12 protein-coding genes are annotated in these 13,728 nt (G+C 33.2%); 8 read left to right on the plus strand and 4 right to left on the minus strand.

The genetic code is table 11. The annotated features are described in order from the left end of the window. Positions 1–151: 151 nt before the first annotated feature. The 3 genes from leuS (at position 152) to ACYQ39_RS10945 (ending at position 5,760) form a co-directional block, all read left to right on the plus strand. Positions 152–2,626 (plus strand): leucine--tRNA ligase, encoded by a 2,475-nt coding sequence (gene leuS, locus ACYQ39_RS10935; RefSeq protein WP_459842985.1) that lies wholly within the window; start codon positions 152–154, stop codon positions 2,624–2,626. 220 nt (positions 2,627–2,846) lie between these two features. Further along, a complete protein-coding gene (locus ACYQ39_RS10940) occupies positions 2,847–3,440 on the plus strand; it encodes a helix-hairpin-helix domain-containing protein (RefSeq protein WP_459842987.1) in 594 nt (197 codons plus the stop codon). A 52-nt stretch (positions 3,441–3,492) separates the two neighbouring features. After that, complete coding sequence (locus ACYQ39_RS10945; protein WP_459842989.1) at positions 3,493–5,760, plus strand: DNA internalization-related competence protein ComEC/Rec2; 2,268 nt, start codon at positions 3,493–3,495, stop codon at positions 5,758–5,760. 40 nt (positions 5,761–5,800) lie between these two features. Here ACYQ39_RS10945 and ACYQ39_RS10950 read toward each other — a convergent pair whose 3' ends face one another. From ACYQ39_RS10950 to ACYQ39_RS10960, 3 genes are all read right to left on the minus strand, one after another. Beyond that, positions 5,801–6,568 (minus strand): CAP domain-containing protein, encoded by a 768-nt coding sequence (locus ACYQ39_RS10950; RefSeq protein WP_459842991.1) that lies wholly within the window; start codon positions 6,566–6,568, stop codon positions 5,801–5,803. A gap of 70 nt (positions 6,569–6,638) precedes the next feature. After that, positions 6,639–6,929, minus strand: coding sequence for an alpha/beta-type small acid-soluble spore protein (locus tag ACYQ39_RS10955; RefSeq protein ID WP_459842993.1), 291 nt, complete (start codon positions 6,927–6,929; stop codon positions 6,639–6,641). 39 nt (positions 6,930–6,968) lie between these two features. Beyond that, positions 6,969–7,259, minus strand: coding sequence for an alpha/beta-type small acid-soluble spore protein (locus ACYQ39_RS10960; RefSeq protein ID WP_459842995.1), 291 nt, complete (start codon positions 7,257–7,259; stop codon positions 6,969–6,971). Positions 7,260–7,467: 208 nt separating this feature from the next. Between ACYQ39_RS10960 and holA the strand changes: the two genes are divergently transcribed. Then, on the plus strand, positions 7,468–8,475 hold the full coding sequence (gene holA, locus ACYQ39_RS10965) for a DNA polymerase III subunit delta (protein WP_459842997.1): 1,008 nt from the start codon (positions 7,468–7,470) through the stop codon (positions 8,473–8,475). A 58-nt stretch (positions 8,476–8,533) separates the two neighbouring features. Here holA and rpsT read toward each other — a convergent pair whose 3' ends face one another. Further along, positions 8,534–8,797 carry a 30S ribosomal protein S20 gene (rpsT, locus tag ACYQ39_RS10970; RefSeq protein ID WP_459842999.1) on the minus strand — a complete coding sequence of 88 codons (264 nt, stop codon included), beginning with the start codon at positions 8,795–8,797 and terminating at the stop codon, positions 8,534–8,536. A gap of 206 nt (positions 8,798–9,003) precedes the next feature. Between rpsT and ACYQ39_RS10975 the strand changes: the two genes are divergently transcribed. The 4 genes from ACYQ39_RS10975 to lepA all read left to right on the plus strand — a co-directional run bounded on the left by ACYQ39_RS10975 (position 9,004) and on the right by lepA (position 13,562). Then, complete coding sequence (locus ACYQ39_RS10975; protein ID WP_459843001.1) at positions 9,004–9,339, plus strand: phage holin family protein; 336 nt, start codon at positions 9,004–9,006, stop codon at positions 9,337–9,339. 18 nt (positions 9,340–9,357) lie between these two features. Further along, positions 9,358–10,344: a GPR endopeptidase gene (gene gpr, locus ACYQ39_RS10980; RefSeq protein ID WP_459843003.1), complete on the plus strand. Its 987-nt coding sequence runs from the start codon at positions 9,358–9,360 to the stop codon at positions 10,342–10,344. A 153-nt stretch (positions 10,345–10,497) separates the two neighbouring features. Next, positions 10,498–11,691, plus strand: a complete 1,194-nt coding sequence (spoIIP, locus tag ACYQ39_RS10985) for a stage II sporulation protein P (protein ID WP_459843005.1) — start codon at positions 10,498–10,500, stop codon at positions 11,689–11,691. 62 nt (positions 11,692–11,753) lie between these two features. Further along, entirely contained in the window at positions 11,754–13,562 is a 1,809-nt protein-coding gene (lepA, locus tag ACYQ39_RS10990; RefSeq protein ID WP_459843007.1) for a translation elongation factor 4, read from the plus strand. Positions 13,563–13,728: the final 166 nt, after the last annotated feature.

Raw genomic sequence — 13,728 nt, forward strand, 5'->3', positions numbered from 1 at the left:
TAATTGACAATAGAAAGTGCTTAGAGTATAATAGATTAAAAGTTATATTTACTGCTTTGAATATAACTCTCGTCCCTATTATTTGGGGTGGGGGTTTTTTGTTTAATAGTGTCAGAGAAGACTATATATTAAATTTGAGGGAGGATTAGAGATGGAAGAAAGGTATAACTTTAAAGATGTAGAAGGAAAATGGCAGAGCCAATGGGAAGAAGAGGGCATCTATCAGATAGAAGCTAATCAAGACCAAGAAGAGTATTATGTATTAGAGATGTTCCCTTACCCATCAGGCAATTTACATATGGGACATGTAAGAAATTATTCTATAGGAGATGTCTTTGCTCGTTTCAGGAAGATGCAAGGCTATAATGTATTACATCCTATGGGATGGGATGCTTTTGGATTACCTGCAGAGAATGCAGCAATTCAGCGTGATATTCATCCTGCTGATTGGACTGAAGATAATATTTCTAATATGAAACAGCAGTTTAAGATGCTAGGTTTAAGTTATGATTGGGAGCGAGAAGTAGCTACTTGCAAACCTGATTATTATAAATGGACTCAATGGCTATTCTTAGAATTATATAAAGAAGGATTGGCTTATAAAGAGACAGCTGAGGTGAATTGGTGCCCTAGTTGTCAGACTGTATTGGCTAATGAACAGGTAATTGATGGGGAATGTGAGCGATGTGATAGTCAAGTTAACGATAAGGAATTAGAGCAGTGGTTCTTTAAAATTACTGAATATGCTGATCAATTATTAGGTGATCATGAATTATTAGAAGGTTGGCCAGAGCGAGTTAAGACAATGCAAGAAAACTGGATTGGTCGGAGTGAAGGGGCTCAAATTGAGTTTCAAATTAAAGATAGTGATAGTAAATTAGAGGTATTCACTACTCGTCCAGATACAATTTATGGCGCAACTTATATGGTTTTAGCACCTGAGCATCCATTAGTAGATGAGTTAATAGCTGGTCAAGAGAATGAAACAGAAGTTAGAGACTTTATTGCAGAGGTTAAAGATCAGGATGAAGAAGAGAGAACTGGTGCTGAGGCTGAAAAATTAGGTATTGATACAGGAATTAAGGCTATTAATCCAGTAACTGGTGTAGAAATTCCAGTAATGATTGCTAATTATGTATTAATGGATTATGGTACAGGAGCAATTATGGCTGTTCCAGCTCATGATGAGCGTGATTTTGAATTTGCTAAAGAATATGATTTACCAATTAAAGTAGTAATTCAACCAGAAGATAAAGAGTTAACTGCAGATCAATTAGAAGAGGCTTATACTGAAGATGGAGTAGTAGTTAATTCTGAATTTTTAAATGGTCTAACGGTAGATCAAGCCTTTGATAAAATTGTAGAATATCTTGAGGAAGAAAAGATTGGTAGTAAAGATGTTAACTATCGCTTACGTGACTGGTTAATCTCTCGTCAGCGATATTGGGGTACTCCAATTCCAATGATTTATTGTGGTGATTGTGGTACAGTACCAGTTCCAGAAGAAGATCTACCTGTTGAGTTACCAACAAATGTAGAATTTACAGGTGAAGGCCAATCTCCATTAGGGAATGTAGAGGGTTTTGTCCAGACAACTTGCCCTGAATGTGGACAAGAGGCTGAGCGAGAAGTTGATACTATGGATACTTTCGTTGATTCTTCTTGGTATTACTTACGCTATACAAGCCCTGAATTAACTGATAAGGTATTTGACCAAGAACGAGCTAATTACTGGATGAATGTTGACCAGTATATTGGTGGTATTGAACATGCGATTTTACACTTATTATATGCTCGATTTTTTATGAAGTTTTTAAATGACCAAGGATTAGTTGCAGATAGAGAACCATTTGCTAGTCTGTTAACACAAGGTATGGTCTTGTTAGATGGGGCCAAAATGTCTAAATCCAAAGGTAATATTGTAGATCCAATGAAAATTTTAGATGAGTATGGTGCTGACGTGGCTCGTCTCTTCATCTTATTTGCTGCTCCACCTGAAAGAGATTTAGATTGGAGTGACGAAGGAGTAGAAGGTGCGCAACGCTTTTTAAATCGAGTTTGGAGATTAGTAGCTCAAAATATAGAGGATATCAAAGATGTAACAACTGATTTTGCAATCGATAACGATACAGATAAGAAGTTACATCGCCAACTACATGTAGCAATTAGAGATATAACTCAAGATGTTGCAGAACGAAGACAGTTAAATACAGCTATTAGTTCTATTATGGAACTAGTCAATGCTGCTTATAAATACTTAAGTGAAGCTGATGATCTAAATTATGAATTACTAAAGACAGTAATTGAAAATATTGTTCTATTATTAGCGCCATTTGCTCCACATATGACTGAAGAATTATGGACTGAATTAGGATATGAGGAGAGTATTCATAATCAAGATTGGCCTGAATTTGATGAAGCAGCAACTAAGAAAGATGAAATTGAGATTGTAGTTCAGGTTAATGGTAAGGTTCGAGATAAAGTAAAGGTAGCTGCTGATATTGCAGAGGAAGAGCTTAAGACAGTTATTAAAGAGCAGGATAATGTACAGCGTCATATTGAAGGTAAAGAGATTATTAAGGAGATTGTAGTACCAAAAAAATTAGTTAATATAGTAGCACAATAGATACTAATAAAAGAAAGGCCTGCACAATTTTGTGTAGGTCTTTTTTATTTTTTGAGAGATTAAATATTATCGAGATATTTCGTCACTTTTAGAAAATTGACATCAAAATTTTAAATTAACTTTTTATTAAAAAGTAAAGAATTGTATCGATAATGAATATAATAATCGAGTATAGAAAAATTATCCTTGGGAAAATTAACTAAAGAACGGAGGTGAGTAAATGTTTAAGATAGATAAAAAGGAAGACGCAATAGTACTTGTATTAATAATTCTTATTGTAGGAACTAGTAGTTTTTTAATTTTAAAAGATAAAAGTTATGGAGATGAAGCTGTTAAAGTAAAGAAACAGAATAATAATAATAAACTTAAGAAAGAGAATTCTCATATGAAGGCAGGTCAGTCAGATAATAATACCGAAAAGATATTTGTTCATATTGGAGGGGCAGTATCTAATCCCGGTGTCTATAAATGTAAAAAAAGTGCTCGACTTTATCGTGTGCTTAAGAAGGCAGACGGGCCAACTGATCAGGCTGACTTAAATGCTATCAATCTAGCTTTACCAGTTAGAGATGGTAGTAAAATCATTATTCCGACTAAAGGTCAGACTGAAAAGAAAGGTTCAGATAAGATAAATATCAATCAAGCTAATAAGAAAGAGCTTCAGCAGTTGAGTGGAGTTGGCCCGGCGACAGCAGAAAGTATTATTAGTTATCGTCAACAGCAGAATGGATTTAGTAGTCTAGATGAGTTAACAAAAGTTTCGGGGATAGGTACTAAGACGTTAGCTAAGTTAAGAGGGCAGATTAGCTATTAGAGTTCGTCGTCCTTTAGTCAAAGTATTTCTTGCTCTTAGTTTAGGGTTAATAGTGGCTCACTACTTGTCTGAAAATCAAAAAATGATTGACTTGATCAGACTAGGAATTAGTCTACTATCTTTAATAACTATTTATAGTTGGCAGCAAAGATATGATAAAACAAAAATTTTGGTCTGGATATTAATATTTTCTTTAGGATTCTTATATCTTCAGTATCTTAATTTAGACTGGAAAGAAGACTGGTTAAGAGAGTATTTAGGAGTAAGAAAAGAGTTTAAAGCTAAAGTCGTTGGCATTGAAGAGAGAAAAGAAAGAATAAGATATCTAGTTACTGATATAAAGTTTTCTGATAGTGATCAAGTTAGTGACAGACAAATGCTACTTAATCACTGGGAAATAAAGGATAACTTTGATTATGGTGACATAATTAAAGTTACTGCTAACATAGAGATTCCTAGTAGACAACGTAATCCTGGTGGTTTTTCTTATCGGAATTATTTAAAAGAGCAAGGGGTATATGCTATAGGTCAGATTGAAACAATAAAGAAGGTAGGAAAAGAGGTTAATTGGTTATTTAACTCTTTATTTAATCTACGTCAAAAAATTATTCAGAGGATAAAAACCTATTTTTCATCTCCGCAGGATAACCTATTGCAGTCACTATTGTTAGGAGATAAAGCTCAATTATCTACTCAAGTAAAAGATAAATTTAAAAAGTTAGGTGTCAGCCATTTATTAGTTATCTCTGGTTTTCATATTGGACTAATTAGCTATTTAATCTATTCCTGTGGTCAATATCTTAAATTACCACAAGGATTACTTTTGGTGCTGACTATATTTTTCTTAGCTGGTTATTTAGTATTAACTGGGTGTCAATTACCTAGTTTACGGGCAGTTCTATTGATTATATCAGTTTTAATAGGCAGGTATTTAGAGAGAAGAATTGATCTATATAATCTCTTAGCTGGAGTAGGAGTTATTATCTTAATAATTAATCCTAGAAGTCTATTTACTATTAGTTTTCAACTTTCTTTTTTGGCTGTAGTAACTATCAGCTACTTGGCTCCTTGTTTAGAAGAATATCTAGATTGGTTACCAACGAGGATACAAGATATAGTAGCTGCTACTTTAGCCGCCCAGTTAGGCTTATTACCAGTCTTGGCTTACTACTTCAATCAAATTTCAATAGGTAGTTTAATTGCTAATCTATTTTTAATTCCGTTAATTAGTATTATTTTATGGTTAGGGATAGTCTTTATTAGTATTGGTTTTATTAATCAATTATTAGCTAAATTAATAGCTAGTGGAATTAATTTATTGCTATTATTTACTTTACAGGTAATAGAATATTTAGCTGATTACATAGCAATATCTATTTCTTTGGCTACTCCAAATCTAGGCTGGATAATAGTTTATTATTTAGTTATTTACTACTTTGGACAATTAATTAGATCTAGATTAGTCTCTTATTATAAAAAATATAGGAACCAAGGATTAATTATCTGTTTGGGCTTGATTTTATTATTACTTATCCAGTTAGGTTTTAATAATTATCCACAGTTGAAAGTTATCTTTTTTGATGTAGGACAAGCTGATGGAGCTTATATTAGGACACCTAGTGGTCAGAAAATTTTAGTTGATACTGGAAAGAGTGGTCAAAAGATAATTAGTTTTTTAGAGTCACAAGGAATAGAAGAAGTTGATTTAATCTTGATTTCCCATTTCCATCAAGATCATATAGGAGGTGTATTGCCTATAATCAAAAAGTTTAAAGTAAATAAGGTCTGCATTCCTCCTACTGTTAAAGATAATAAATTAAAGCAGAATTTAAAGCAGTTAATTAACAAGAAGAAGATAAAATTATTTAAATTAGCTGCTGGTGATAAAATAGATATTAATCCTATTCAGTTTAAGGTAGTAGGGCCAACTTTACCATTACTTAAAGATGATGCAGCAAATAATAATTCTTTAGTAGTACAGTTAGTTTATAAAGAGTTTAAGCTATTATTGACAGGAGATATTGAAAGACAGGCTGAAAAGAGGATAGTAGCTAGTGGTTATAATATAGACAGTAGTTTATTGAAGTTGGCCCATCATGGTAGTCAGACTTCTAGTACAAATAATTTTCTCAACTATGTTAGACCTCAAGTAGCCGTTGTTTCAGTAGGTGAGAATAAATATGGTCATCCTAATATAGTAGTGCTTAATAGATTGAAAAATAAAAATATTAAAGTATTAAGAACTGATAAACAAGGAGCAATTACTTTATTCACTGATGGTGAGAGATATAAGTATAATACTTTTCTGGATAAAAATTAAAAAGTGTGAGTGTAGAAAATCTCACTCACACTTATACTATCTATGGCTTAATAAACATCTGTACCCAATAAGGAGTTCCATCTTCATCTTTAGCTAATCCAACACCAATTTGAGTAAATCTTTGACTTAAGATATTGCGACGATGACCTGAAGAGTTCATCCAGCTATTCATGACTTGTTGGGCTGTACCTTGGCCCTTAGCAATATTCTCTCCAGCAGTTCTGTAACTAACATTAAATTGGCTTAGCATTTCAAATGGAGAACCATAGGTAGGAGAAGTATGGCTAAAGTAATTATTTTCTGCCATATCTTGGGCTTTAGTTCGTGCTACTTCTGATACTTTTTGATTGTGTTGGTAAGGTTCTAATCCTTGTTTCTGTCGTTCTTGATTTACTAATTCAACTACTTTTTTCTCCATTTCCTTGAGACCAGTTGGAGTTGGCTGTTGCTGTCTTTCTTCTTGTTGAGGTTCTTCTCTTTGTTGAGGTACATTTTCTCTTTGTTGTTGCCTATCTCTTTCTGGTTGTCTTTGTCGTCTTCGCCGTCTTTGCCATCTGTTTTTATAGATTCTATCTCCAGGATATATCAAGTTAGGATCTTCAAACTGAGGATTAGCTTGAATAATTTCATCTAAGCTCATATCATAACGTTGAGAAATTTTCCATAAGGAATCCCCATCTCTAACAATACATAATAGGTTTTGATTCTGATTCTGTCGACGATAATTCTGAGCTTCTACTGAGACTATAGTTCCAACCAATAATCCTAATACTAAAGATAAAATTAACCAAGGTTTTATTCTTTTCATCATCAAACCCCTTTCTGGATTTTATAATAATTTAAATAAGCGGTGCTTAAGCACCGCTTATTTCGATATTTTATTGTTGAGGTTCAAAAGATCCAGCTTTAGCTGCTAGATTATAGTTCTCTTGAGTATTAGCAGTAGTAGTTTGATTACCATTAGCTAGTTTCTGTTCATACTCTTGAATCATCTTCTTAACCATCTGTCCACCAACAGCACCACACTCACGAGAAGTCATATTACCCCAGTAACCAGACTTGTACTCATCAGATACATTAAGCTCTTGTGCTGCTTCTACTTTGAATTTATCTAGTGCCTGTTTAGCCATTGGGTTTAGTAATCGATTACTATTATTTCTAACTGACATATTGATTACCTCCTTGAATGTTGGATTGTAGTAGTTGATTTATTGTTGAGGTTTAAAAGATCCAGCTTTAGCTGCTAAATTATAGTCTTCTTGAGTATTAGCAGTAGTAGCTTGATTACCATTAGCTAGTTTTTGTTCATATTCCTGGATCATCTTCTTAACCATTTGTCCACCAACAGCACCACACTCGCGAGAAGTCATATTACCCCAGTAACCAGACTTGTACTCGTTAGAGACATTAAGTTCCTGAGCTGCTTCTACTTTAAATTTGTCCATTGCCTGTAAAGCTTGTGGGTTTAATAATCGATTGCTGTTATTTCTAGTAGACATTTTTTCCAACTCCTTTGTTTAGTAGATTAATTACTTGATTAATTAGTGTATTTGATTACTTTGTTGCATTACCTATTATGTGTTCTAGGTGCTATTTTATACTTAGCAAGTTTTGTCTGGAATTAATTTTCTTTCATAAATTCTAGTTTTTATGTTACAATTAAATTTGATTCCAAATTAAGAATAGTAAAAAAATTGAGGTGAAATAATGCAGTATGAAGATATTTTGCAACAGAATGTTGATGGTTTAGAATCTATCTATTTGGCTTATGGTGAAGATGAATATTTGTTAGAAAAGTTTGTGGATAGATTTATTACTAGTTTTGTAGATGATGAATTCAGAGATTTTAATCTTAATGTTATTAAACAAGAGAATAATTTAGTGGGCCAACTGGTTAATGCCGCCGAAACACTACCATTTATGACTGATAAGCGGATAGTAGTTGTTCATACTTATGACTTATTTACTAAACAAGTTAAAGATATAAATTTACTTTATAACTTATTAGATGATTTTCCTGAGACAACTATTTTATTATTTGTCAGTTATAAAAAACCAGATAAGAGATTAAAGTTATATAAAAAAGTAAATAAAATAGGAGAGATTTTAGAATTTAGATCTTTAAAATATAAGAAATTAGATCGATGGATAAAAAAAAGAGTTCAACAGGAAGGATATCAAATTAAATTTAAAGCAATTAAGTTGTTAGAGGAAGCTTTTAATAATGATTTACAGCGCTTACAGAGTGAATTAGAGAAAATTATTACTTTTGTAGGAGATAAGAATACAATTACTAAATCAGATGTAGCAGCAGTTATTAGTAGAGATTGGTTAGTTAAAGATAATATCATTTTTGATTTTGTTGATGCAATTGGTCATCAGAATACTTCTTTAGCATTAGAGTTGTTGAATAATATTTTAGAAGAAGGAACTGAACCTAAACAGATTTTAGGTATGATTGCTCGACAGATTAGGTTGATGTTACAGACTAAGTTATTATCTCAACAGGGATTAACAGTAAAAGAGATAGCTAAAGAATTAAATCAACATCCCTATCCTATTGAAAAGTGTTTAAAACAGAGCCGTAATTTTTCAGTTTCATCATTAGAAGAAGCTTTAGAGAGGTTAGCAGAAACAGATTATAAATTAGTAACAGGTGCAGATCAAGAATTTGAATTAGAGTTGTTAGTAATTGATCTAAAGGAAACTATTTAAAAGCAAAGTGAAATATAAAAAGGTGTTGCCAATTAAGGCAACACCTTTTTATGTCTTATTAATCTAATTGATTAAACTTTCTATCTAATTTAGATTTTTTTCGGGCAGCTCTATTTTTAGGAATAGTTCCTTTACTAGCTACTTTGTCGATAACTTGCTTAGCTTCTTGTAATCTTTCTTTAGCTAACTCAATATCTTCTTCTGCAACTGCTTCGTGAAAATTATTAATAGCAGTCTTCATTTTAGATTTTCTGCCTTTATTGATTTCACCTTTTTTTCTATTAGTTCTAGCTCTCTTATCAGCAGAGTCAGTTGTTGGCATATTTTGCACCTCCTTTGTTAATATGTATTATATATAAGGAAATTATCTGACATTTGAACCATATGAATTCTATCATATTGCTATAAAAAAAGCAAGATTATTTTAAGAGAAAAGATGAATAAGAGTAGTTAGTTATGGTATTATAATTAATAACAGAATATTTTTTGATAAACCGCTTTACCTACTTTATGAAAGGGGTTGGTGGTATGATTGGTTGGTTAGGAGCATTAGTTAGGTTTATTGTTTCAGCATTTGTTCTATTGGGAGTTGGTATTTTAATACCTGGTATGGAAATAGTGGGTTTTACTAATGCTTTAGTTGCAGCAGTTATAATTGCTTTTTTAGGTTTTATGTTAGAAGCAGTATTAGGAGAAGATATTTCACCTCAAGCAAGAGGTTTGATTGGTTTTGTTACTTCGACAGTAGTAATTTATTTTACTCAATATTTAGTTGCTGGAATGAATGTTACAATTATGGGAGCTTTATTATCAGCTTTAGCAATTGGAGTAATTGATACTTTTGTACCAACTGAGCTAAGATAAGGATAAAGGAGGTTAGTTATGACAGATGAATTTGAAGATTTGGCTAGCTTAACTGATTTGGCTTTAGAAGCTAAAGACCTGGCAGTAGAGAGAACTGGTGGAGAAATTCCAGGTGTAGCAGTGGAAGAAGAATCACTAGAAGATGCTACTATTACTAGAATTGAAGTTATGAATCAACAAGCTGCTCAACATATTGGTAAACCACCTGGAGAATATATTACTATAGAGTCTGAATCATTACGAATGACTAATCGTCAGGTTCATGAACAGTTAAGTGGAGTGTTGGCCCAAGAGATGAATAATATAATAGATTTTTCTAATATGGGAGTAGGTCAAGACCCAACTATTTTGGTAATTGGATTAGGTAATTGGAATACTACTCCTGATGCTTTAGGGCCAAGGGTAGTTCACCATCTATTAGTTACTCGCCATTTGTATGATTCAGCTGCTCCAGAATCTCAAGCTGGGATGCGTTCAGTCTGTGCTTTAGCACCAGGAGTATTAGGCTTGACAGGAATTGAAACAGCTGAAATCATTAAAGGAGTTGTTGATAGAGTACATCCTGACTTGATTGTAGCCGTGGATGCATTAGCAGCACAAGAAAGTAATAGATTAGCTTCGACTATTCAGATCAGTAATACTGGTATTTATCCTGGGTCTGGATTAGGAAAGAAGAGAATAGGTATCACCGAAGATGATATGGGAGTACCAGTAGTTGCTATGGGTATGCCGACAGTAATTAATTCAGTTCATATTGTCAATGATACTATTAAACAGATAGAAAATAATCAAAATTTACCTCCACAGGCAAGAGATATATTGCGCCAGACTAGTCAAAAAGATTTAATCAAAAGTGTTTTACAGCCTTTTATGGGCGATTTAGTTGTAGCTCCTAAAGGAGTAGATCAGTTAATTCGAGATACTAGTCGGGTGGTAGCTGGGGGAATTAATGTAGCTTTACATCCTGATATTAGAGCAGAAGATGTGTCATTATATTTGCAATAATTTAACTTGTATTAGCTCTAATCTATTAATAGATTAGAGTTTTTTTATTTAGAGTTTAAGAGTAGGTAAGGTTATAAGTTTAGTTTTAATTACATAAATTTTCTATAGGATTTGATATAAAAAAGGGATTAATTGAATATAGGAAGTGGTATTATGCTAAAGAAAGTAGTTGCTTTTACGTTACTTATAAGTATCGTTTGTTTTTTATTTATTTTACCAGGAATTAAGATGGTTGATAGTAACGTAAACTATCAATTACTTGTCAATAATCATCTTTTTAATAGAGTAATTAATTATTGGTTGGGAATAATAGAACTTGATAATTTTCATTCTAAGTTCATTCTACAAGAAGGTCTACCTGTTGTACGAGTTAACAATCAACTGTTAGAGTCTGATTCAGATAAAGTCTCTAATATAGTTAATTATAGTTGTGAGTTTATTACAGGAGTGCCACTTTCTTTTTTTAAGGTCAAAGATAAACAAGAAAGACCAGCTAAACCAGTAGTTAGTCAGCCACAAATCAAAGTAAATATGAAAGATGAAGTAGAAGATAAATTAAAAGCTGAAGGTAGGCATAATAATGAAGAGAACCATAGAGTAAAGTTAGATTTTTGGCAGACAGAATCTAATATTCAGTCTGATGAGAATAGATTAAAGAATAAACCAGAAGATACATTGGCTCCTAAAAGAGATAATAAGAGTGAGAGTTTAGAACCAACTAGAGTAAAAGGAAACTTAGTTGGCATCTATCATACTCATACTTCAGAGAATTATGAAAATAAAGGCTATAATGCTCATGCACCTGCTGGCGAGAGAGGAGATGTAGTTCAAATTGGAGATTATTTAGCTGATAGATTGAAGAATAAATATCAGATTCCAGTGATACATTCTACCCGGGTTAATGATACAACTTATGCTCGGTCTTATATAAATTCATTACATACAGCTAAAGGTATGGTAAGAGACAATCCTAACTTAGAGATGGTATTTGATATTCATCGTGATGCAATTGCTAAAGGAGGTAGAGATTTACTTACAACCCAGATTAATGGACAACAAGTAGCTACAGTTATGATTATTGTAACTAATAATAATTATGGACTGCCTCATCCAGAATGGAAAAAGAATTTAAAATTTGCTAAGCGATTAGGAAGTAAAATGGAGAGTATGTACCCTGGTCTATTAAGAGAAGTAGAGTTGGTTAGTAATAGAAGATATAATCAACATATTCATCCTCATGCTCTATTATTAGAGGTTGGTGGGGCTAAAAATACAATTCCTGAAGCTAGAAGGTCAGCCCAACTATTAGCTGATGTACTTGCTAGTCTGATTAAGGAAGGTGGTTGATTAAACTAGAGTCTGGTGTTATAATTAGACCAGCAAACTTTTACCCTTAAAGGAGGAAGAGGATGACTCAGATTAACCAAGAACATATCAGGAATTTTTCCATTATTGCCCATGTTGATCATGGAAAATCCACTTTAGCTGATAGATTATTAGAGATTACCGGTACTATTTCACAAAGAGAGATGCAAGAACAGTTATTAGATACAATGGATTTAGAGCAGGAACGTGGTATTACTATTAAGGCTCAAGCAGTAAGAATGGATTATCAAGCCGAAGACAGTCAAGACTATGTCTTAAATTTAATTGATACGCCAGGTCACGTTGATTTTGCCTATGAGGTTTCCCGAAGCTTAGCAGCTTGTGAAGGAGCTTTATTAGTTATTGATGCAGCTCAAGGTATTGAAGCTCAAACTTTAGCTAATATTTATTTAGCATTAGAGAATGATTTAGAGATTATTCCCGTTATTAATAAGATTGATCTACCAAGTGCCGATCCAGATCGAGTTAAAGAAGAGTTGATAGAGGTAGGTATTGATCCTGACGAGGCTATTTTAACTAGTGCTAAAGAAGGAACAGGAGTTGAAGATGTATTAGAAGCAATTGTAAAGAGAGTTCCAGCACCTAATGGTCAAGAGGACAAGCCGCTAAAGGCTTTAATTTTTGATTCAATGTATGACTCTTATCGAGGAGTTATTTCTTATTATCGAGTAATGGATGGAACTATTAAGCCAGGTATGGAGATTGAGATGATGGCTACTGATAAGACTTTCGAAGTAGATGAAGTAGGTACATTTAGTCCAGAAATGACAGAAACAGATCAGATTTCAGCTGGTGAAGTTGGTTATGTAGCAGCCAGTATTAAAGATGTTAAGGATGCTCAGGTAGGAGATACAATTACTAATGCAGAGAATCCTGTTTCAGAGCGGCTACCAGGATATAAGCCGGCTAAGCCAATGGTCTTCTGTGGTCTATATCCAGTTGATAATAGTGATTATGAGCTACTGCGAGATGCATTAGAAAAATTACAGTTAAATGATGCAGCATTAACTTTTGAGGCTGAAACATCTGAAGCTTTAGGCTTTGGTTACCGTTGTGGTTTTTTAGGTCTATTGCATATGGAGATTATTCAGGAACGTCTAGAAAGGGAATTTGATATTGATCTAATAACTACTGCTCCTAGTGTAATCTATAAGATTCATAAGACTGATGGTCAGGTAGTAGAGGTTGAGAATCCAGCCCGAATGCCAGAGAAACATCATATCGAAAAGATGGAAGAGCCAGTAGTGGAAGCTACTATTATGTTACCTGATGAGTATGTTGGAGCAGCTATGGAGTTGGCTCAAGAAAAACGAGGCGAATTTAAGAATATGGAGTATCTAGATGAGATCAGAGTAAGATTAACTTATGATCTTCCATTAAGTGAGATCGTCTTAGATTTCTTTGATAAGTTAAAATCTAAAACACGAGGTTATGCAACTTTTGACTATGAATTTGCTGGCTATCAAGAAGCAGATTTAGTCAAGTTAAATATTTTAGTTAATAAAGATTCAGTTGATGCTCTATCTTGTATTGTTCATCGTGATTTTGCTTATCGCATAGGACGACAGTTGGCTAAGAAGTTGAAAGAGTATATTCCAGAACAGATGTTTGAAGTGCCTATTCAGGCTGCTATTGGTAATGATGTAATTGCTCGTGAAACAGTTAAAGCTAAAAGAAAAGATGTCTTGCAGAAATGTTATGGTGGAGATGTCTCTCGAAAGAAGAAGTTGCTTAAACAACAAAAAGAAGGTAAGAAACGGATGAAACAGGTTGGTAGTGTAGATATTCCTCAGGAAGCATTTATGGCTGTCTTGACAATTGATGAGGAGTAATTGATATAAAGCATAGCTTTATATCAATAGTTGACAGTGTACAGTGTACGGTTTACAGTTAAAATCAAAATCTCTATAATCTCTTATATATCAAGTTTTATAGATTTTTAATTTAGAGCTTTCAACTGTCAATTGTCAACTGTCAACTGATATAAAGTGGCAAAAT

The sequence above is a fragment of the Halanaerocella petrolearia genome (assembly GCF_054657875.1).

What these genes read in the sequence shown, in the direction of transcription:
- ACYQ39_RS10975 (WP_459843001.1), top strand. Translation starts at nt 9,004, where the DNA reads ATGATTGGTTGGTTAGGAGCATTAGTTAGGTTTATTGTTTCAGCATTT.
- rpsT (WP_459842999.1), bottom strand. Translation starts at nt 8,797, where the DNA reads ATGCCAACAACTGACTCTGCTGATAAGAGAGCTAGAACTAATAGAAAA.
- ACYQ39_RS10950 (WP_459842991.1), bottom strand. Translation starts at nt 6,568, where the DNA reads ATGAAAAGAATAAAACCTTGGTTAATTTTATCTTTAGTATTAGGATTA.
- ACYQ39_RS10960 (WP_459842995.1), bottom strand. Translation starts at nt 7,259, where the DNA reads ATGTCTACTAGAAATAACAGCAATCGATTATTAAACCCACAAGCTTTA.
- ACYQ39_RS10955 (WP_459842993.1), bottom strand. Translation starts at nt 6,929, where the DNA reads ATGTCAGTTAGAAATAATAGTAATCGATTACTAAACCCAATGGCTAAA.
- spoIIP (WP_459843005.1), top strand. Translation starts at nt 10,498, where the DNA reads ATGCTAAAGAAAGTAGTTGCTTTTACGTTACTTATAAGTATCGTTTGT.
- lepA (WP_459843007.1), top strand. Translation starts at nt 11,754, where the DNA reads ATGACTCAGATTAACCAAGAACATATCAGGAATTTTTCCATTATTGCC.
- leuS (WP_459842985.1), top strand. Translation starts at nt 152, where the DNA reads ATGGAAGAAAGGTATAACTTTAAAGATGTAGAAGGAAAATGGCAGAGC.
- gpr (WP_459843003.1), top strand. Translation starts at nt 9,358, where the DNA reads ATGACAGATGAATTTGAAGATTTGGCTAGCTTAACTGATTTGGCTTTA.
- ACYQ39_RS10940 (WP_459842987.1), top strand. Translation starts at nt 2,847, where the DNA reads ATGTTTAAGATAGATAAAAAGGAAGACGCAATAGTACTTGTATTAATA.
- holA (WP_459842997.1), top strand. Translation starts at nt 7,468, where the DNA reads ATGCAGTATGAAGATATTTTGCAACAGAATGTTGATGGTTTAGAATCT.